General features: G+C 74.7%; 16 protein-coding genes and 1 pseudogene. 3 read left to right on the top strand and 14 right to left on the bottom strand.

Annotated elements, in window-relative coordinates; genetic code table 11:
• Window positions 1-176: 176 nt before the first annotated feature.
• The 4 genes from EOE48_RS13030 to EOE48_RS13045 form a co-directional block, all read right to left on the bottom strand.
• Window positions 177-2,039, bottom strand: a complete 1,863-nt coding sequence (locus EOE48_RS13030) for a glycosyltransferase (RefSeq protein WP_127729649.1) — start codon at window positions 2,037-2,039, stop codon at window positions 177-179.
• 219 nt (window positions 2,040-2,258) lie between these two features.
• Window positions 2,259-3,365: a glycosyltransferase family 4 protein gene (locus EOE48_RS13035; RefSeq protein ID WP_127729651.1), complete on the bottom strand. Its 1,107-nt coding sequence runs from the start codon at window positions 3,363-3,365 to the stop codon at window positions 2,259-2,261.
• Window positions 3,362-4,600, bottom strand: a complete 1,239-nt coding sequence (locus tag EOE48_RS13040) for a glycosyltransferase (RefSeq protein ID WP_127729653.1) — start codon at window positions 4,598-4,600, stop codon at window positions 3,362-3,364. Before EOE48_RS13040 ends, EOE48_RS13035 begins: the two co-directional genes overlap by 4 nt.
• Window positions 4,601-4,611: 11 nt before the next feature.
• Window positions 4,612-5,799 (bottom strand): glycosyltransferase family protein, encoded by a 1,188-nt coding sequence (locus EOE48_RS13045; protein ID WP_127729655.1) that lies wholly within the window; start codon window positions 5,797-5,799, stop codon window positions 4,612-4,614.
• A 295-nt stretch (window positions 5,800-6,094) separates the two neighbouring features.
• Here EOE48_RS13045 and EOE48_RS13050 point away from each other — a divergent pair, with 295 nt between their 5' ends.
• Window positions 6,095-8,233 carry a hybrid sensor histidine kinase/response regulator gene (locus tag EOE48_RS13050; protein WP_127729657.1) on the top strand — a complete coding sequence of 713 codons (2,139 nt, stop codon included), beginning with the start codon at window positions 6,095-6,097 and terminating at the stop codon, window positions 8,231-8,233.
• Window positions 8,234-8,360: 127 nt separating this feature from the next.
• Window positions 8,361-9,101 (top strand): carbonic anhydrase, encoded by a 741-nt coding sequence (locus EOE48_RS13055; RefSeq protein ID WP_127729659.1) that lies wholly within the window; start codon window positions 8,361-8,363, stop codon window positions 9,099-9,101.
• Between the two features lie 37 nt (window positions 9,102-9,138).
• Here EOE48_RS13055 and EOE48_RS13060 read toward each other — a convergent pair whose 3' ends face one another.
• The 5 genes from EOE48_RS13060 to folP form a co-directional block, all read right to left on the bottom strand.
• A complete protein-coding gene (locus EOE48_RS13060; RefSeq protein WP_127729661.1) occupies window positions 9,139-9,765 on the bottom strand; it encodes an SCO family protein in 627 nt (208 codons plus the stop codon).
• Window positions 9,755-10,276: a copper chaperone PCu(A)C gene (locus tag EOE48_RS13065; RefSeq protein WP_127729663.1), complete on the bottom strand. Its 522-nt coding sequence runs from the start codon at window positions 10,274-10,276 to the stop codon at window positions 9,755-9,757. The genes EOE48_RS13060 and EOE48_RS13065 overlap by 11 nt, the downstream gene beginning before the upstream one ends.
• Before the next feature lie 391 nt (window positions 10,277-10,667).
• Window positions 10,668-11,141 carry a 2-amino-4-hydroxy-6-hydroxymethyldihydropteridine diphosphokinase gene (gene folK / locus EOE48_RS13070; RefSeq protein WP_127729665.1) on the bottom strand — a complete coding sequence of 158 codons (474 nt, stop codon included), beginning with the start codon at window positions 11,139-11,141 and terminating at the stop codon, window positions 10,668-10,670.
• Complete coding sequence (folB, locus tag EOE48_RS13075; protein WP_127729667.1) at window positions 11,138-11,500, bottom strand: dihydroneopterin aldolase; 363 nt, start codon at window positions 11,498-11,500, stop codon at window positions 11,138-11,140. The genes folK and folB overlap by 4 nt, the downstream gene beginning before the upstream one ends.
• Window positions 11,497-12,273: a dihydropteroate synthase gene (gene folP / locus EOE48_RS13080; RefSeq protein ID WP_127729787.1), complete on the bottom strand. Its 777-nt coding sequence runs from the start codon at window positions 12,271-12,273 to the stop codon at window positions 11,497-11,499. The genes folB and folP overlap by 4 nt, the downstream gene beginning before the upstream one ends.
• 283 nt (window positions 12,274-12,556) lie before the next feature.
• On the opposite strand from folP, the gene EOE48_RS13085 reads away from it, so the two are divergent.
• Window positions 12,557-13,354 carry a quinoprotein dehydrogenase-associated SoxYZ-like carrier gene (locus EOE48_RS13085; protein WP_127729669.1) on the top strand — a complete coding sequence of 266 codons (798 nt, stop codon included), beginning with the start codon at window positions 12,557-12,559 and terminating at the stop codon, window positions 13,352-13,354.
• Window positions 13,355-13,371: 17 nt separating this feature from the next.
• Here EOE48_RS13085 and EOE48_RS13090 read toward each other — a convergent pair whose 3' ends face one another.
• From EOE48_RS13090 to pqqC, 5 genes and pseudogenes are all read right to left on the bottom strand, one after another.
• Window positions 13,372-13,668, bottom strand: coding sequence for an addiction module antidote protein (locus EOE48_RS13090; protein WP_127729671.1), 297 nt, complete (start codon window positions 13,666-13,668; stop codon window positions 13,372-13,374).
• 485 nt (window positions 13,669-14,153) lie between these two features.
• A complete protein-coding gene (locus tag EOE48_RS13100) occupies window positions 14,154-14,525 on the bottom strand; it encodes a hypothetical protein (RefSeq protein WP_127729673.1) in 372 nt (123 codons plus the stop codon).
• A complete protein-coding gene (locus EOE48_RS13105; RefSeq protein WP_127729675.1) occupies window positions 14,506-15,207 on the bottom strand; it encodes a hypothetical protein in 702 nt (233 codons plus the stop codon). Before EOE48_RS13105 ends, EOE48_RS13100 begins: the two co-directional genes overlap by 20 nt.
• A complete protein-coding gene (gene pqqE, locus EOE48_RS13110) occupies window positions 15,204-16,340 on the bottom strand; it encodes a pyrroloquinoline quinone biosynthesis protein PqqE (RefSeq protein ID WP_127729677.1) in 1,137 nt (378 codons plus the stop codon). The genes EOE48_RS13105 and pqqE overlap by 4 nt, the downstream gene beginning before the upstream one ends.
• 16 nt (window positions 16,341-16,356) lie before the next feature.
• Window positions 16,357-17,477, bottom strand: a pseudogene (gene pqqC, locus EOE48_RS13115) (pyrroloquinoline-quinone synthase PqqC).
• Between the last annotated feature and the right edge of the window lie 64 nt (window positions 17,478-17,541).

Here is a 17,541-nt window from a genome sequence, read left to right on the forward strand (position 1 = left end):
GCGCCTCTCTTGCGACCGCGCCGGTCCGGGGATTGCGGGCCGGGGAGGTATGTCCCGGTCCCCACACCGATTTGTGACATGGGGACGGCCCGCGGCGCAAACGCCCCGCCGGGGTCGCGGGATCCCGCGCGATCCGTCTCCCGAAGAGGCTCGAACCGCGCGCGAAGGCGCTTGCGTCACGAGCCGCCCGGCTCGCCCCCGAACAGCGCCGCCGCCCGGGCGATCCGCACCGCCGGGCTGGCGGCGAGGCGGACGAGCAGCGCCGCGCAGAACGCCCAGGTCGCCTCGTCCTGCACGAGGTGGTGGGTGAGGAGGCCGACCGGCTCGCCGCTCTCCGCCGCCGCCCGCAGGGTGTCGGCGGTCCGGGCCAGGAGCGCGGCGGGGTCGGCGAGGCGGCGCAGGCCGTCGGGACCGGGGGGCTCGCGCCACGCGATCGGGTCGATGTGGGTGTGGATCTCGCCGAGACCCGGCCGCGCGGGCCCGCGGGGACCGAAGGTCGAGACCCCGGCGAACCCGAGCCCGGGCAGGGCCGCGACCGCCGCCGGGGCGATCCGGTTCCAGGGCGGCACCAGGACGGGCAGCGGCGGGCGGCCGGGCCGGGCGAGGCGGGCGCGCGCGAGGTCCATGGCCCGGGCGAGGTCGGCCTCGATCGCCGCGAGGGGCCGGTGGGGGCCGAGTTCGGCCTTCTTCGCGCCCGGCGGGGCGTGGTCGGCGTGGGCGAGGCCGTGGACGAGGAGGTCGACCGTGGATTCCTCCGCCAGCCGCTCGGCCAGGGAGGGTTCGGCCCGGGCCGGCACCGCTGCGAGGGCGACGGGCCAGCCGGTCGCCGCCGCCAGGGCGAGCAGCCGGTCGAGGGCGGCCGTATGGGCGACCGCGTCGTCGTCGCGCCACCACAGGGTGACCCGCGCGCCCGCGGCCTCCAGCCGGGCGAGGGCGGCGGCGAGCGGCGTGCCGTCGAGGCGCCGGCGGGGCGCCGGCGGGGCGGGAGCGGCGAGGGACGCCGTGACCGCGGCGGCGAGGCCGGCGGCCGTCAGGCCGGGTTCCGGCAGCACCCGGGCGAGGCCGCCCTCCGCCAGGGTGGCGGCGCGCAGGCGCTGCTCGGTCTCGCCGCCGGCCTCGAACGGCACCAGCACCGCCCGGATTCCGGTGGCGAGCAGGTCGAGCACGGTGTTGTAGCCGGCCTGGCTCACCGAGAGGTCTGCGCCGGCGAGCAGCGCCCGGAAATCCGGCCGCGCCCGCTCGACGACGGCGTTGGCCGGAGCCGCGGCGCGCAGGGCCGCGAAATCGGCCTCGGGCACGCCACGGCCGACGAGGATGCGCCAGGGCCGGTCGGGACGGAGCGCGGCGGCGCCGAGGGCGGCGCGCTGCAGCGGCAGCCCGGCGGCGCTCGACCCGCCGGAGACGACGAGGCCGGCGCGCTCCGGCGGGACGGGCGTCGCTTGCGGCGCCTCGTCGACGTAGCCGGTGTAGCGCAGGCGGGCGCGCAGGGCGGGGCTCACCGGCCAGGAGGCGTCGAGGGGGAGGAGCGTCGGATCGCCGTGGACCAGCACCGAGTCGTAGGCCTGCGCGATCCGGGCCTCGCTCGCCGCGATCCGCTCCGGCCGGCCCGGCCGGGCGAGGATGTCGCGGATCGAGGCGAGGATCAGCGGGCGCGGGGTGCGGGCGCGGGCGGCGGCGATCAGCGCCTCGAACTCGTCGGACAGCACCCGGCGGCCGAACGGGTAGAGTTCGGTGACGACGGCATCCGGCTGCGCCTGCGCCAGGGCGGCGAGGAGCCCGTCGCGACGGGCGGCGAGGCGGTCCGCCCCGACCGGATCGCCGGCCTCGTCGCGCAGGTCGGTGAAGGCGGTGCCGAGGATCCGCACCGGCGGCAGTTGCACCCGGCGCACGCGGTCGAGCCCCGGCAGCGCCGCCGGCATCCCGCCGGAGACCAGCGTCACCGCGTGCCCCGCCCCCGCGAAGGCGCGGGCGAGGGCCGCGGCCCGGGTGAGATGCCCGGCGCCGAGGAGGTGCGTGACCGCGACGAGGATCCGGCTCATGGGGGGCTCGCGGCGAGGATCGTCGGGTCGGGGAACGGGGCGGGTGCCGTCTCCCCGCAGCGCCCGGCTGTCCGAGGAAAAGGAGGGGCGCGTCTCCCCTCTCCCACTCGGGAGAGGGGATCCTACGCTTGATTCTCAAAGGAATTTTCCCTGGACAGCCCTGCCTAAAGGGGGGAGGGGAACACCTGCGCCCTCCCTTTCCCCGAAGAGCCCCGCGCCTCATGCGGAGAGACGCGGACGAACCGGCCCCACCAGGGGAGCCAGCGCCCCGCGCAGCACCGCCGCCGCCCGCGCCAGCCCGCGCTCCTCGCGGGCGAAGGTCGCGGCCGCCTCCGCCATCGCGGCCCGCCGGGCCGGGTCGCCGGCGAGCGCTGCGACCGACGCGGCCAGGGCCGCGGCGTCGCCGGGCGGCGCGACGAGGCCGGTGCGGCCGTGGCGCACGACGTCGGGCACGCCGCCGTAGCCCCCGGCCACCACCGGGCAGCCCTGGCCTTGCGCCTCCAGCAGCGCCATGCCGTAGGCTTCGTTCACCGCCGGCCAGACCAGCAGGTCGGATCCCGCGTAGAGCGCCGCCAGCGCCGCGGGCGCGAGCGCGCCGTGCCGGCGCACCCGGTCGCCGAACGGCGCCAGCAGGGCCGCCACCTCCGCCGCCGCCGGGCCGTCGCCGGCGACGTCGAGGGTCCAGTCCCCGTCGAGGCGCGCGAGGGCGTCGGCGAGCAGGCGGTAGGAGGCGAGCTTGTCGCCCGGCCGCATCATCGCCACGCAGGCGAGCCGCAGCGGCCCCGCCGCCGGCGCCGGGCGCGGGGCGCGGGGCCACGCCGCGGGATCGAGGAACGGCGGCAGGTCGATCAGGCGCTGGCCCGGGGGCTGCGCCGCCTCCAGGCTCTCGCGGTCGGCGGCGGTCGGGACCAGGATCAGCGCGGCGGCGTCGAGGGCGGCCTCGGCCCCGGCATGCCCGACGGCGTGCGGCCCGGCCGCCCGCTTGGCCGCCCGGGTGCCCTCCGCGACGACGTAGGGGATCCCGAGCGCCGCCGCGACCGCAGGGCCGATCCAGTCCGGCGCCTTGTAGTAGACGTGATAGGTGAACCACAGCGCCGGCGGGCCGTCCCGCCACGCCGCGACCAGCCGCCCGGCCTCGGCCCGCGACGCCGCGGCGAGGGCCGGATGACGCTCGCCGCCGGGGTCGCGGGTGCGCAGCCGGCTGGCGAGGTCGGGCGCGAACCCGGCCTCGCGCAGGGCGGCGAGCCACAGCCGCGCCACCGTGCGCTCGCCGGACGGCACCGGATCGTCGGGCGCCTTGAGGGGGGCGTAGAACGCGACCCTCACGGCTCGCCCCGCAGCAGGTGCGCGATGCGCGCGAACCCGGCCTCGGCCCCGAAGGCGTCGCGCAGGCGCGCCAGGGCCGCGGCGCCGAGGCGGGCGCGCTCGCCGGGGTCGCGGGCGAGCAGGTTGAGGGCGTTCGACAACGCCGCCCAGTCGCCCGGCGGCACCAGCCGTCCGTCGCGGTGATCGGCGAGGAATTCCGGGATGCCGGCGAAGTCGGTGGCGACGATCGCGAGGGCCTGCGAGGCCGCCTCCATCAGGACGTTCGGCAGGCCGTCGCGGTCGCCGGACGGGGCGGCCTTCGCCGGCAGCACGAACAGGTCGGCCTCGCGCAGCAGCGCGACCACGTCGGGCTGCGGCCGGGCTCCGAGGAAGGCCACCTTCGACCCGAGCCCGAGCGTGGCCGCCCGGGCCCGCAGCGCCTCCAGCTCCTCGCCGCCGCCGACATGGGCGAGGCGCCAGTGCAGGCCCGGCGGCAGGGCGGCGAGCGCCTCCAGGAGATCGAAGAAGCCCTTCTTCGCCACCGCCCGGCCGACCGTGACGAAGCGGACCGGATCGGCCGGGTCGCTCCCGTCCCGCGGCGGGCGGGACTCCGGCGGGGCGGGAAACCGGCGCAGGTCGAGCCCGTGATAGACCAGCGAGACCGTGTCCGGCCGCGCCGCCAGCCCACGCAGCCGCGCCGCGCCGGCCGCCGTGCAAGTGACGGCGAAGCGCAAGGCGCCGTCGTCGAGTTTTTCCGCCAGCTCCCAGTCCGGCGTGGTCCAGATGTCCTTGGCGTGGGCCGAGACGCTCCAGCTCCGCCCCGACAGCAGGGCGGCGTAGCGCCCGACCGAGGCCGGGGTGTGCAGGTAGTGGACGTGGATGTGCGCCACCGCCGGCGGCAGCTCGCGGGCCAGCACGAGGGCCTGCCCGAGGCGGCGCAGGCGGCTCGCCGTGGGGTCGCGGCGCAGGTCGCGCCAGACCAGCCGCAGCAGCGGCGCGAGGCCGGGGCGGCCGAGCGCCGCGGCGAGGCCGCGCAGCACCCGCACGGGCGCCTCGTGGAGGTATTCCGGCAGGTAGGCGACGGGCGCGCGGATCTGCCGGTGCATCGGGTGCACGGCGCCGTCGTGCGGCCGGCGCAGGGACCAGATCGCGAGCGGCAGCCCGCGCTCCTCCAGCCCGACCAGTTCCTGGGCGATGAAGGTCTCGGACAGGCGCGGGTAGCCCTTGACCAGGATGGCGATCGTCGGAGCGGACATGGGGCGAGGGGCTATTCCGCCGCGAGGCAGGCGGTGGCGCCGGCCTCGGCGAGGCGGCGGATCGCCGGGAGCCCGTCGAGCAGGCCCGGGATCGGGTGGGCGGAGGGGCGCGGGCGCCCCGGCAGCGCGGCCAGCGAGGCGGCGGTCCGCTCCGGCGTCGCCGCGTCGGGGGGCAGGCACTCGACGAGGCCGCGGCGGGCGGCGGCCTCGGCCCGGATCAGCTGCTCGCGCCGGGGCCGCACCCGCGGCAGGATCAGCGCCGGGCGGTCGAAGGACAGGATCTCGCAGAAGGTGTTGTAGCCGCCCATCGCCACCACGCCGGCGGCGCGGCGCATCAGGCGCTCCAGCCGGGCGTCGAAGCCGAGGGAGGACAGGCGCGGATGGGCGGCGATCCGCGCCTCCAGCGCCGCCTGCTCGGCCGGCGGGAAGAACGGCCCGAACACGATCAGGGCGCGGTGGCCGGGATCCGCGGCCTCGTAGGCGCGCACCACCGCCTCGACGAGGTCGACCCCGTCGCCGCCGCCGCCGGGGGTGACGAGAAGGAACGGCTCGCCCTCCGCCCCGGCCTCGGGCCCGGGATCCGGCGCCTCGCGGCGCAGGTAGCCGGTATAGGTCGGGGTCGCGAGCCCGGCCGGCAGGGCGAGGCCGGCCAGCGGCGCGCAGATCTCCTGCAGGCCGTAGACCCAGATCGCGTCGTAGAGCGGCAGCACCGCCGCGACGCCCTTGCGCTCCCATTCGGGGCCGAGGAGGGCGGGATCGTCGAGGACGTCGCGCAGGCCGAGCACCAGCCGGCAGCCGCGGCCCTTGAGGCGCGAGAGCACCGGCAGCACCTCGCCGTGGAAGCCCGCCGGCTCCTTGTCGACGAGGAACAGGTCGGGGTCGAAGCGGTCGGCGACGTGGCGGATCAGGGCGGCGCGCACCGACACCACCTCGTCGAGGCGGTAATCCGGCGCGAGGCTGCGGTACTCCCCGTCCGGCAGCTTGGTGACGCCCGGCAGGCGCCGGCAGGTCACGCCCGGGGCGAAGCGGAACGCCCGGCTGACCGGCGAGCCGGACAGGATCGTCACCCGCCGCCCCGGCGCCTCCGCCACCAGGGCGTGCGCGATGGCGCGGGCGCGGCGCAGATGGCCGAGACCGAACGTGTCGTGGGAATAGATCAGCACCCGCCGCGGCGGGGGGCAGGGCCGGGGCGGCGTCATCGGCACCCGGCCGGGCCGGCGCGCGCGACGGCGCGGGGGCAGATCACGGCAAGCGGCATCCGGCGTTCGACCTCCCCCGGCAACGGCGCGAGCCTAGCGCATCCCCCGGCCACAGGGCTACCCGGGGGGCGAGGTCCGCCGGGCGCCATGGCGTCGGGGCCACAGCGAGACCAGGGCAATCGCTTCAGCGATGGTCCTGCGCACCAATCCGCCGCCGGTGGCACTTCCGGCCCGGCCGGGATAGTCATGCCGGACGCTCGGGCCGCTGGGCCGACCCGCCCGCCCCGCAGGACCGATGACCGACAGCCTTCCCTTCCTCGCCGGCGGCGGCGAGGCCGCCCGACTGATCCGCGCGCGCGACTGGTCCGGCCACCCGCTCGGGCCGCCGGAGGGCTGGCCGGAATCGCTGCGCACCGCGCTCGCGCTCGTGCTGAACTCGCCCGAGAGCATGATCCTGGCCTGGGGGCCGGACCTGCACTTCTTCTTCAACGAGACCTACTTCCCGCTGCTCGGCCCGCGCCTGTCCTGGGCGATGGGCGAGCGGTTCGACCGGGTCTGGGCCGACGGCTGGGAGCAGGCCAAGCCGATCATCGACGACGCGCTGGCCGGGCGCAGCCGGCGCTTCGTCGACCTGCCGTGGCGGCTCGGCACCGACCGGGGCGAGGCCGAGACGTGGTGGACGTTCTCGTATTCGCGGGTGCTCGACGGCGCCGGGCGGGTCGCCGGCCTGTTCATCCTCACCAACGAGACCACCGCGCAGGTGATCGCGACGCGGCGGCTGCGCGAGAGCGAGGCGGTCGCCCGCGAGAACGTCGAGCGGGTCCAGCTCGCGCTCGCGGCCGGGGCGATCATCGGGACGTGGCTGTGGGACCTGCCGAGCGACCGCTTCACCGTGGACGAGGCGTTCGCGCGCAATTTCGGCCTCGACCCGGCCCTCGGCCGCGAGGGCCTGAGCCTCGAACAGGTGGTCGCGACCGTCCATCCCGACGACAAGCCGGGCCTCGCCGAGGCGATCGCCCGCGTGGTCGCCCGCGGCGGCGCCTACGCCCACCAGTACCGGGTGCGCCGCGCCGACGGGCACTACTACTGGATCGAGGCCAACGGGCGGGTCGACCACGCGCCGGACGGCACGGCCCTGAGCTTTCCCGGGGTGCTGATCGACGTCGACGAGCGTCGCGCCGTCGAGGCGGAGCGCGACCGCGCCACCGCGATGCTGCGGGCCCTCGCCGGCACCCTGGAGCAGCGCGTCGCCGAGCGGACCGCCGAGCTGATGCGGGCCGAGGAGGCCCTGCGCCAGTCGCAGAAGATGGAGGCGGTGGGCCAGCTCACCGGCGGCATCGCCCACGACTTCAACAACCTGCTCGCCGGCATCACCGGCTCGCTCGAACTGATGCAGACCCGGATCGGGCAGGGCCGGCTCAAGGACGTCGACCGCTACGTCAACGCCGCCCAGGGCGCCGCCCGCCGCGCCGCGGCCCTGACCCACCGCCTGCTCGCCTTCTCGCGCCGCCAGACGCTCGCCCCGCGCCCGACCGACGTGAACCTGCTCGTCGCCGGGATGGAGGAGCTGATCCGCCGCACGGTCGGGCCGGCGGTTGGAATCGCGGTCGCGGGGGCGCCCGACCTGTGGACCGCGCTCGTCGATCCGCCCCAGCTCGAGAACGCGCTCTTGAACCTGTGCCTCAACGCCCGCGACGCGATGCCCGACGGCGGCCGCATCGCGATCGGGACCGCCAACCACCGGCTCGACGCCGAGGCCGCCCGCGCCCACGGGATCCCGCCCGGCCCCTACCTGTCGCTGTGCGTGTCCGACACCGGCACCGGCATGAGCCCGGAGGTGGCGGCCCGGGCCTTCGACCCGTTCTTCACCACCAAGCCGACCGGGCAGGGGACCGGGCTCGGCCTGTCGATGATCCACGGCTTCGTGCGCCAGTCCGGCGGGGAGGTGCGGATCGACTCGGTGCCCGGCCGGGGCACGACGGTCTGCCTCTACCTGCCGCGCCACGACGGCGCGGCCGAGGCCGCCGCCGAAGGCGGCCCGGGCGCGGCGCCGCGCGCCGAGCAGGGCGAGACGGTGCTGGTGGTCGACGACGAGCCGACGGTGCGGATGCTGGTGACCGAGGTCCTGGAGGAGCTCGGCTACACGGCGATCGAGGCGGCCGACGGCGCCGCCGGCCTGAAGGTGCTGCAATCGGACGTGCGCCTCGACCTGCTCGTCACCGATGTCGGCCTGCCCGGCGGCATGAACGGCCGCCAGATGGCCGATGCCGGCCGCGCCCTGCGCCCCGGCCTGAAGGTGCTGTTCATCACCGGCTACGCCGAGACCGCGGTGCTCGGCGACGGCGCGCTGGAGCCCGGCATGGCGGTGCTGACGAAGCCCTTCGTGGTCGAGACCCTGGGCCTGCGGATCCGCGAGATGATCGCCCGCGGGTGAGGGGAGCCGGCAGGGGCGCTCCCGCCGGCTACGCTCGCTTGCCGCAGCGATCCGCGGGAATAAAAGGGTCCTCGTCGTCGTTGGGACTTCCAGCGCCCGGCACGGGATCCAGGGGAGACCATCCTCCATGCACGTCAACTGCGAATGCTGTGCCGGGTCCGGCCCGGCGCATTTCGGCCGCCGGCGTCTCCTGCTCGGGGCGGCCGCCGTCTTCGCCGCGACCGCCCTGCCCGACGGGGCGGCGCGGGCCGCTCCCCCGATGGCGAAGACCTCGGTGTCGCCCGCCGAGGCGCTCAGGCTGATGAAGGAGGGCAACGAGAACTTCCGCAACGAGGCCCCCTCGCTCGCGGCGAACGGCCGCGAGCGCCGCCTCGAACTCGCCCGCGGGCAGGCCCCGTTCTGCGTCCTGGTCGGCTGCTCCGACAGCCGGGTCTCGCCGGAGATCCTGTTCGGGCGCGGGCTCGGCGAATTGTTCATCGTCCGCAACGCCGGCAACACCGTCGACACGGCGGCGCTCGGCAGCATCGAATACGCGGTCGGCGTCCTCGGGGTGCCGCTGGTCGTCGTGCTCGGACACCAGTCCTGCGGCGCCGTCGCGGCGGCGGTGGACGTCGTGGAGCGGAACGCGACCTTCCCGGGCGTGATCGGCGAGATGGTGCAGCCGATCGTGCCGGCGGTGCTGGAGGCCCGCAGCCAGGGCGGCGACCTCCTCGAAGCCTCGGTGCGCAGCAACGCGCGCCGCGTCGCCAAGCGGCTCACGACGCAGAGCCTGGTCATCGCGGAGGCCCTGAAGGGCGGCAAGCTCACGGTCGCGGGCGCCCGCTACGGCCTCTCCGACGGGCGCGTCGAGTGGATGGAGGATATTTGAAGCGCCATGGACCGGGCGGGGTCCGGACGGACCCGCTTCACGAATCCCGCCCGGCGGCCGCGAGCCGGTGCAGCTGCTTCAGCGCGAGCCCGTGGCCGGCATCGAGGTCGAGGGGGCCGGCGAAGCCGCCGTCGCGGTCGATCATGTAGACCATCAGGGTGTGTTCGAGGGTGTAGTCGCCCCCCGGCAGCGGCACCCTGCGGGCGGTCGCCCGGTAGGCGCGGGCGACCGCGGCGATCGCCTCGGGCGTGCCGGTGAGGCCGGTGAGCCGGTCGCTGAACGCGGCCATGTACTCGCGCATCAGGGCCGGGGTGTCGCGCTCGGGGTCGAGGGTGATGTAGTAGGCCCGGACGTCGCCGCCCTGCCGGGCGAACTCGTCGAGCAGGCTGCCGAGGTCGGCGAGCGTCGTCGGGCAGACGTTCGGGCACTGGGTGAAGCCGAAGAACACGAGGTAGGGCCGGCCGCGCAGGCTCGCGGAATCGAGCACGCCGCCCTTCGACGATTCCAGCCGGAACGGCCCGCCGACCACCGACACCGCCGGCGGCCTGCCGCCGCGCGGCAGCAGCGCGACCGTGGTCCCGACCATGCCGGCGAGCGCGAGGGCGAACAGCCCGACGACCGCGAGGCCCGCCCGCTTCGAGGCGGGCCGGGGCTCAGTGGGCATGGCCGGAATGCCCGCCCGCCTTGTCGCTCGGGGTCTTGTCCCCGGGAGCCTTCTCGCCCGGAGCCTTGGCCGCGATGGCGCCGACCGCGAACTCGACCGGGACCGTGCCGGCCTTCTCGAAGGTCAGCGTGCCCTTCACCGCCTCGCCCTGCTTGAGCGGGGCGGTGAGGTCCATGAACATGAGGTGGTTGCCGCCGGGCGACAGGGTGACGGTCTCGCCGGGCTTCACCTCGACCCCGTTGGGCAGGGGCGCCATCCTCATCACGCCGCCCTCGGTCGACATCGTGTGCAGCTCGACGCGGCCGGCGCGCTCGAACGAGCCGCCGGTGAGGCGGTCGGGCGCCGCGCCGGTGTTGGTGACCGTGACGTAGCCGGCCGCGACCCTGGCGCCGCCGGGGGTGGCCCGCGACCACGGCTGCCCGACCTTGAGCGCCCCGGCCTGGGCCAGGGCCGGCCCCGCCGCGCCGAGGACGAGGGTCAGGACGAGGGCCGGCAGGGTGCGAGGGGTCATGGATGCTGCTCCGCGGATCGGCCGCCCGGGCCTGTCGGCCCTCGCCTAAGGCCCTCCCTCCCGGACGGTCAATGCGGCACGGGCGAGCACCCGGCGGGGCCCGCCGTCACGCCGCACAGTCCACGACACAGGGGGCTGCGGGGTGCGGGAGCGACGGCCGAGAGCGTGAACCCTCCCCCCTCTGCGGGGGAGGGTGGCTTGCGGAGCAGGCCGGGAGAGGGGAACGACGCTTCCGGATGTGGCGGAACCGTCGTGAAGGGCGCTCTCTGGATCAGCGTCGCGCTGCCCCTCTCCCGGCCCCAGAGGGGGGAGGGTCGATGCGCGGTGGCCGTCGCTCCCACACCCGCCAGCCTCCTGTGTCGTGGACTGTGGTCACGCCGGCACCGGCGTCCTACGCCGGCACGATGCCGGTCCGGTCGAGGCGGGCCAGGATGGCGCCGACCGTCTCGCCGCCGAGGACGAGGTCCGGGGCGATCTCGGCCAGCGGCACCAGCACGAAGGCGCGCTCGCGCAGGAAGCGGTGCGGCAGCACCAGCCGCTCGTCCTCCACCACCGCGTCGGCAACATGCAGCACGTCGATGTCGATCAGCCGCGGCCCCCAGCGGCGCTCGCGCACCCGGCCCAGCCGGGTCTCGACGGCGAGGCAGGCCTCCAGCAGCGCGTGCGGCGACAGGGTGGTGTCGACCGCGAGCGCCCCGTTGAGGAAGAAGTCCTGGTCGGTGTCGCCCCAGGGCGGGGTGCGGTAGTCGCGCGAGCGCGCCGCGACGCTCACGCCCGGCACGGCGCCGAGTTCCGTCACCGCCCGGTCGAGCATCGCGGCCTTGTCGCCGAGATTGCTGCCGAGGCCGAGATAGGCCCGGGTCATCGCGTCCTCGTGATCTCGACCGCGATCCCGTCGAGGACATGCGGCACCGGGGCGGAGGGCTTGTCGACCCGCACGGTGATCGCCTCCAGCACCGGATGGGCGGCGAGCGCCTCGGCCGCAATGGTCTCGGCGAGCGCCTCGATCAGCCGGAAGCGCCGCCCGGTGGCGATCCGCACCGCGAGGTCGGCGAGGTCGGCGTAGCTCACCGTCGCGTCGATCGCATCGCTGCGCCCGGCCTCGCGCAGGTCGAGGCGGGCTTCCAGGGACAGGTAGAAGCGCTGGCCGAGGCGCTCTTCCTCGGGCAGCAGGCCGTGATGGGCGAAGACCGCGAGGCGCTGGATCAGGATGCGGTCGCTCATCGGGCGCCCCGTCGCAGGATCGCGTCCACGACCGCGCACGCCTCGACGTGCGGGCGCACGTCGTGGACGCGCACGATGTCGGCGCCGAGCGTCGCGGCGGCGACGTGGGCGGCGATCGAGCCGAACAGCCGGTCCTTCGGCGCGGTCGCGGCGTTGTGCAGGCGTCCGAGCAGGGATTTTCGCGAGACGCCGACGAGGAGCGGGAAGCCCAGCGCCCGCAGTTCCGGCAGCCGCCGCAGCGCCTCGAGGTGCTGCTCCCAGCTCTTGCCGAAGCCGATGCCGGGATCGAGGACGACGTCGCCGTCCGGGATGCCGGCCCGGCGGGCGATGGCGAGCGAGCGCTCGAAGAACCGGCGCATCTCGTCGAGGATGTCGAGGCCCGGGTCGACGCTCTCGCGGTTGTGCATCACGATCACCGGCGCGCCGTGGGCGGCGGCGACCGCGGCGATGTCGGGCTCGCGCTGGAGGCCCCAGACGTCGTTGACGATCCGCGCCCCGGCCTTGAGGGCGGCCTCGGCGGTCGAGGCCTTGTAGGTGTCGATCGAGATCGGGACCGCGAGCGAGGGGGCAAGGGCGGCGATCGCCGGCAGGACCCGGGCCTGCTCCTCGTCGGCGGGCACCGGGGTATGGCCGGGCCGGGTCGACTCGCCGCCGATGTCGAGGATCGCCGCGCCCTCCCCGACCAGGGTGGCGGCCTGGGCGCGGGCGGCGTCCACGTCCTGGAACCGGCCGCCGTCCGAGAACGAGTCCGGGGTGACGTTGAGGATGCCCATCACCAGGGTGCGGCGCCCGAGATCCGGCAGCAGGGCGGGGAGGGCAGGGGACGTCACGGCTATCCTCGCGCGGGAAGGGGTCGCCACGGGCTTAATGCCGATGCCGGCAGCGGCGCAACGGGAGCGCCCTCGGGCTTTTCGGCAAGGCGGCCGATCGCCTTGATCAGATTGAGGTTCTTCCGGCCGGTCAACGGCACCCGCGGCTGGCGCCGCCCCGGGATCGTGCCTATACTCGGGGCTCGCAAGCCGGCACGAGACCGGCCCGTCGCCAGAGGAGACTCCGATGAGGCCCATCGCCGGAACCGCGGCCGCCGCCCTCGTGCTGATCGCCCTCGCGGGCCCCGCGCCGGCGCAAGGAGACGACGCGCGCCCGGAGACGACCTGGGGCGAGCTGAAGGGCAGCGTCGCCGGCGACCGCCCGCTCGCCGACGGCACCGGGGTGGTCGGCCTGGAAGCGCCGAAGCGCGCCGAGGACGCGGCGATCGTGCCGGTCACGGTGCGGATCGCGCTGCCCGAAGGCGATCCCCGGCGGGTCAGGGCGCTGACGCTGGTGGTGGACGAGAACCCCTCGCCGGTGGTCGGCACGATCACGTTCGCCGAGGGCCAAAGCCGCTTCGACCTCTCGACCCGGATCCGGGTGAATTCTTACTCCTACGTCCGCGCCATCGCCGAGACCGAGGACGGCGCCCTCTACATGACCAAGGCCTACGTCAAAGCGGCGGGCGGCTGCTCGGCCCCGGCGGTGAAGGACCCGGCCGAGGCCAAGGCCAACCTCGGCCAGATGCGCTTCCGCGCCTTCGCCGAGCGCGGCGAGGCCCAGGTCCAGGTCCGCCACCCGAACTATTCCGGCCTGCAGATGGATCAGGTCACCCGGCTCTACACCCCGGCCTGGTTCGTGGAGAGCCTCAGCGTGCGCCAGGGCGACACGCCGCTCTTCACCATGACCGGCGGCATCTCGATCAGCGAGGACCCGACCTTCCGGTTCTCCTATGCCGACACCGGCGCCCCGGTGACGGTGGCGGCGAAAGACACCGAGGGCCGCCGCTTCACCCGGACGTTTCCGGCGGGCAGGGGGAGTTGAGCGGAGCCACCCGGGGTCTACGCCGCCGCGCTCGCGGGGGCGACGGTGAGCTTCAGGCCCAGGGCCTTGAGCACGGCCATCAGGGTCGTGAGCTGGAGATTTTCCTTGTCGGACAGGGTCCGGTAAAGGGTCTCCCGGGACAGGCCCGTCTCCTGGGCGATCGCCGCCATGCCGTGGGCCCGCGCCACGTCGCCGAGCGCCGCGGTGAGGAGGGCGGGATCGCCGTCCTCCAGCACGGCCTCGAGGTACAGGGCGATGCGCTCGGGCGTGTCGAGGCTGTCGACGATGTCCCAGGGCGACGTTTCGAGCGGCATGGCGGTCAGTCCTGATTCATGAGGGCCTTGGCGGCGAGGATATCCTGCTCCTGCGTATTCTTGTCGCCACCTCACAGCAGGAGGACGATCTCGGCGTTCTTCTGCGTGAAATAGACCCTGCAACCAGGGCCGTAATCGATGCGCATTTCGCTCAGAGCCTGCTTGAATCTCGATCTAAAGAACAGGCTCCCCTTTCCCGGACGACTGGAACGCAGTGGAAGGAGATCCGGGATCCAGTACAATAAGTCGCGAAGCGTCCGTACTCAACCACAGCGCTGGCAGACTGAGCCGCTCCGCGGCACTTCTTTCGCTGGATCCCGGATCTCCTTCCGCTGACGCTACAGTCGTCCGGGAAAGGGGCGCTTCGCGCGGTTAATACGATGGACCGCCACTCAAACAGGCTCTCAGCGACCGGCACCTCGCCGGTCACTTCAGCGGTCCAAACGGTTGGACCGACTGGGGTCTCGACCGGCGGTATCCGAGCCTCACCCACCGCTCGCACTGTGCCGGTAGCACAGGATCTCGGCCTCGGCCTGGGCGCGGCGCAGTTCGGCGACCTTGTCGTCGAACAGCTTGGTCGAGCGGAACTCGTTCGAGCGCTGGCCGATGCCCTGGCGCATCGACAGGATCGTCGAGGCCTGGACGTACTTGTCGTAGGGCAGCACCGCCGCGATGGCGTCGATCGAGCAGGCGCACTTGGTCAGCGCCTCGCGGGTCTGGCCGTTGGCCGCCATGCAGCCGAACACGTAGTCGGCCCGCGCCTCGGTCGGGTAGTCGTTGTCGTCGGCCGCCGCCGGGGCGGCCAGCGCGACGGCGAGCGCCAGGGCCGGCACGAACTTAGCCAAGGCTCGGCTCATAGGTCAGGGTCTCCTCCAGGAGCGTGCCGCCCCGCGGGTCGAGCGCCGTCGCAGCGATCGACACGACCTCGCCCGGCACCGCCGGCGAGACCACGAAGGTGTAGGTGAGGGCGTCGAAGCCGCGCAGCCGGTCGCGCATCGGGTCGCCGGCCAGCGGCCGGATCTCGACGCGCCAGCCCGGGCTCGCGCGGCCGTTCACCGTCACCTCGGTCGGGGTCACGGTGGCGCCGTCGCGCAGGGCCTTGCGGATCGCGTTCTTGAGGTAGCGCGGGTTGCCCTTGAGCACCTTGGCGAGGTCGAGGACGTGGTGCTCCAGGAAGGTGCCGATCACCGGGTTGCCGGACATGTCCTCGAAATGCGCGGTCGGCAGCCGGCGCGCGCCGGTGAAGGTCTGCACCGTCAGGGTGCGGGTGTCGGGGTCCTTGCCCGGCTCGACGCTGGCCTGGACCCGGTCCTCGACCGGGGGCCCGAACGGGCTGCCCTCGATGCCGCTCGACAGGGTGTAGCGGTAGGACAGGGTCGAGCCCGGCGCGGCGTTGCGCAGCTGCTTGGCGTCGAACAGCAGGTCGATCGCCACCGGCGCCGCCGGCGCGGCGGCCTCCGGCTTCGGCGCGGCCTCCTGGGCGTGCGGGCCCGATGCGGCGAGGCCGGCGAGCAGGACGGCGACGGCGGCGGCTCTCACGGGGCGACTCCCTCCGGGATCGCGGCGGGCGCGCCGCCGATGGTGCGGTACCGGTAGTCGGGCGCCGTCTCCAGGGCCGATTCGGCGACCGCGAGGGCCTGGACCCGGGCGTGGAGCGGCGACAGCGAGCAGGCCGGGTCGGTGGCGGCGGCGTCGCCCGCCAGCGCCAGGGCCTGGCAGCGGCAGCCGCCCCAGTCGGTCTCGCGCCGGTCGCAGGAGCGGCACGGCTCCTTCATCCAGCCGGTGCCGCGATAGGCGGAGAAGGCCGGCGACCGCGCCCAGATCTCGGCCAGGGAATGGTCCTGGACGTGCCAGAACTCGAGGCCCGGGATCGTCTCGGCGGCGTGGCAGGGCAGCACCTTGCCGGTCGGCGACACGTTCATCAGCCGCCGGCCCCAGCCGCCGGCGCAGGCCTTGGGATACTTGGCGTAATAGTCCGGCACCACAAGGTCGATGACGAGCCGGCCCTTCAGGCGCTCGCGCGCCTCCTCGACCACCCGGATCGAGCGGTCGACCTCGGGCTTGGCCGGCATCAGGGCGGCGCGGTTGACGTAGGCCCAGCCGTAATACTGGGTGTGGGCCACCTCCAGCCGCTTGGCGCCGAGCTGCACCGCGAGATCGATGATCGCCGGCACCTCGCCGATGTTGCCGCGGTGGATCACCGCGTTGAGGGTCAGCGGCAGGCCGAGCGCCGTCACCCGCTCGGCGAAGGCGAATTTCTGCGGCTGCGCGTTCCTCAAGCCGCCGATGCGCTCGGCATTGGAAGCCTCCGCCGCCTGGATCGAGAGCTGGACATGGTCGAGGCCGGCATCCGACAGGGCGTCGAGCTTGGCGAGCGCGCCGCCGACCCCCGAGGTGATGAGGTTCGAGTACAGGCCCAGGCGGGCGCACGCCGCGGTGATCGCCACGATGTCCTGGCGCGCCGTCGGCTCGCCGCCCGACAGGTGGACGTGCAGCACCCCGAGGGCGGCGGCCTCCGCCAGCACCCGCTCCCAGGTCGCGGTGTCGAGCTCGGCCGAGCGCCTGTCGAGTTCGAGCGGGTTGGAGCAGTACGGGCAGCGCAGCGGGCAGCGATGGGTCAGCTCGGCGAGGAGGCCGATCGGAGCCGGGAGCGCGGGCGTGACGGCGTTCATATGGCGGCAACTCCCCTCAGGCCCGGGGCGCGGGCGCTTCCTGCGGCGGACCGGCGTCCAGCACCCGCTTCTCCCGCAGCCCGTTCAGCATCGCGATCACGTCGGGCTCGATGACGCCGCGGTCGGCCTCGTAGGTGCGGGCCAGTTCGTCGGCGATCGCCCGGATGGAGCGGGTGCCGTCGACGAGGGTCAGCACCGCGACCGCGTTCTGGTCGAGGTCGAAGGTACGCTCCGGGGCGAGCAGGACATGGGCGCTGCGCACCGAATCGAAGCGCATCCGCACGCCGCGGGGCAGCCGCGGCACGTCGTCGGGGGTCAGGCTCACGCCGCGCCTCCCACCAGTCCTTCTGCCACCAGACCCTCGGCCGCCAGTCCCTCGCCGGGGCGCCACGCATCCGGCGGGATCGTCCCGGGCGCAACATAGGCGAAGTACAGCGCGTCGAGCTGGGTCCACAGCACGCTGCACTTGAAGCGCAGGGCGTCGAGGGCCTGCCGCTGCAGTTCCGGCGTCACGGCGTGGCGCTTGACGTAGTCGAGGGCGAAGTCGGCGTCGCGGGGCGCCTGGGTCAGGCGCTTGTCGAAATACGCCAGCGTGTCCCGGGTGATGAAGTCGTAGTTCTTCAGCATGCCCGAGACCCGCTCGGAGATGATCGTCGGCGAGAACATCTCGGTGAGCGAGGAGGCGATGGCTTCGAGCAGGCTGCGCTCGGCGACGAAGTGGACGTAGGCCTCGACCGAGAACCGGGTCGCCGCGAGGATGCCGCGGGTCGAGAGCACGTAGCCGCGGTCGAACCCGACGCCCTCGGCGAGCTTCAGCCAGCGCTCGATGCCGCCGTCGCCCTCGTGGTCGCCGTCGTGGTCGACGATGCGCTGGCGCCAGATCCGCCGCAGGGCGGCGTCCGGCAGACGGGCCAGCAGGGTGGCGTCCTTCACCGGGATCATCGCCTGATAGTAGTAGCGGTTGAGCGCCCAGGCCCGGACCTGATCCTTATCGAGCCTGCCGTCGTGCAGCAGGCGGTGGAACGGGTGCAGGTTGTGGTAGCGCCGCGCGCCGATGTCGCGCAGGGCCGCTTCCAGGTCCTCGGGGGAGAGCAGGGCGTCGTCCGCGGCCGGCGGACGGGACAGGGCGGCGTGCATGGCGTCGAGACTTCCGGGGGCGTTTCCGTTGATTCTTGTGCGGGCCGGGTCAAAGCCCGGGGAT

Source organism: Methylobacterium oryzihabitans (assembly GCF_004004555.2).
GTDB lineage: Bacteria > Pseudomonadota > Alphaproteobacteria > Rhizobiales > Beijerinckiaceae > Methylobacterium > Methylobacterium oryzihabitans.

Excerpts from the sequence above, each read along its gene's own strand:
- EOE48_RS13030 (WP_127729649.1), bottom strand. The coding sequence starts at position 2,039 with ATGAGCCGGATCCTCGTCGCGGTCACGCACCTCCTCGGCGCCGGGCAT.
- EOE48_RS13040 (WP_127729653.1), bottom strand. The coding sequence starts at position 4,600 with ATGTCCGCTCCGACGATCGCCATCCTGGTCAAGGGCTACCCGCGCCTG.
- EOE48_RS13045 (WP_127729655.1), bottom strand. The coding sequence starts at position 5,799 with ATGACGCCGCCCCGGCCCTGCCCCCCGCCGCGGCGGGTGCTGATCTAT.
- EOE48_RS13050 (WP_127729657.1), top strand. The coding sequence starts at position 6,095 with ATGACCGACAGCCTTCCCTTCCTCGCCGGCGGCGGCGAGGCCGCCCGA.
- EOE48_RS13055 (WP_127729659.1), top strand. The coding sequence starts at position 8,361 with ATGCACGTCAACTGCGAATGCTGTGCCGGGTCCGGCCCGGCGCATTTC.
- EOE48_RS13060 (WP_127729661.1), bottom strand. The coding sequence starts at position 9,765 with ATGCCCACTGAGCCCCGGCCCGCCTCGAAGCGGGCGGGCCTCGCGGTC.
- EOE48_RS13065 (WP_127729663.1), bottom strand. The coding sequence starts at position 10,276 with ATGACCCCTCGCACCCTGCCGGCCCTCGTCCTGACCCTCGTCCTCGGC.
- folK (WP_127729665.1), bottom strand. The coding sequence starts at position 11,141 with ATGACCCGGGCCTATCTCGGCCTCGGCAGCAATCTCGGCGACAAGGCC.
- folB (WP_127729667.1), bottom strand. The coding sequence starts at position 11,500 with ATGAGCGACCGCATCCTGATCCAGCGCCTCGCGGTCTTCGCCCATCAC.
- folP (WP_127729787.1), bottom strand. The coding sequence starts at position 12,273 with ATGGGCATCCTCAACGTCACCCCGGACTCGTTCTCGGACGGCGGCCGG.
- EOE48_RS13085 (WP_127729669.1), top strand. The coding sequence starts at position 12,557 with ATGAGGCCCATCGCCGGAACCGCGGCCGCCGCCCTCGTGCTGATCGCC.
- EOE48_RS13090 (WP_127729671.1), bottom strand. The coding sequence starts at position 13,668 with ATGCCGCTCGAAACGTCGCCCTGGGACATCGTCGACAGCCTCGACACG.
- EOE48_RS13100 (WP_127729673.1), bottom strand. The coding sequence starts at position 14,525 with ATGAGCCGAGCCTTGGCTAAGTTCGTGCCGGCCCTGGCGCTCGCCGTC.
- pqqE (WP_127729677.1), bottom strand. The coding sequence starts at position 16,340 with ATGAACGCCGTCACGCCCGCGCTCCCGGCTCCGATCGGCCTCCTCGCC.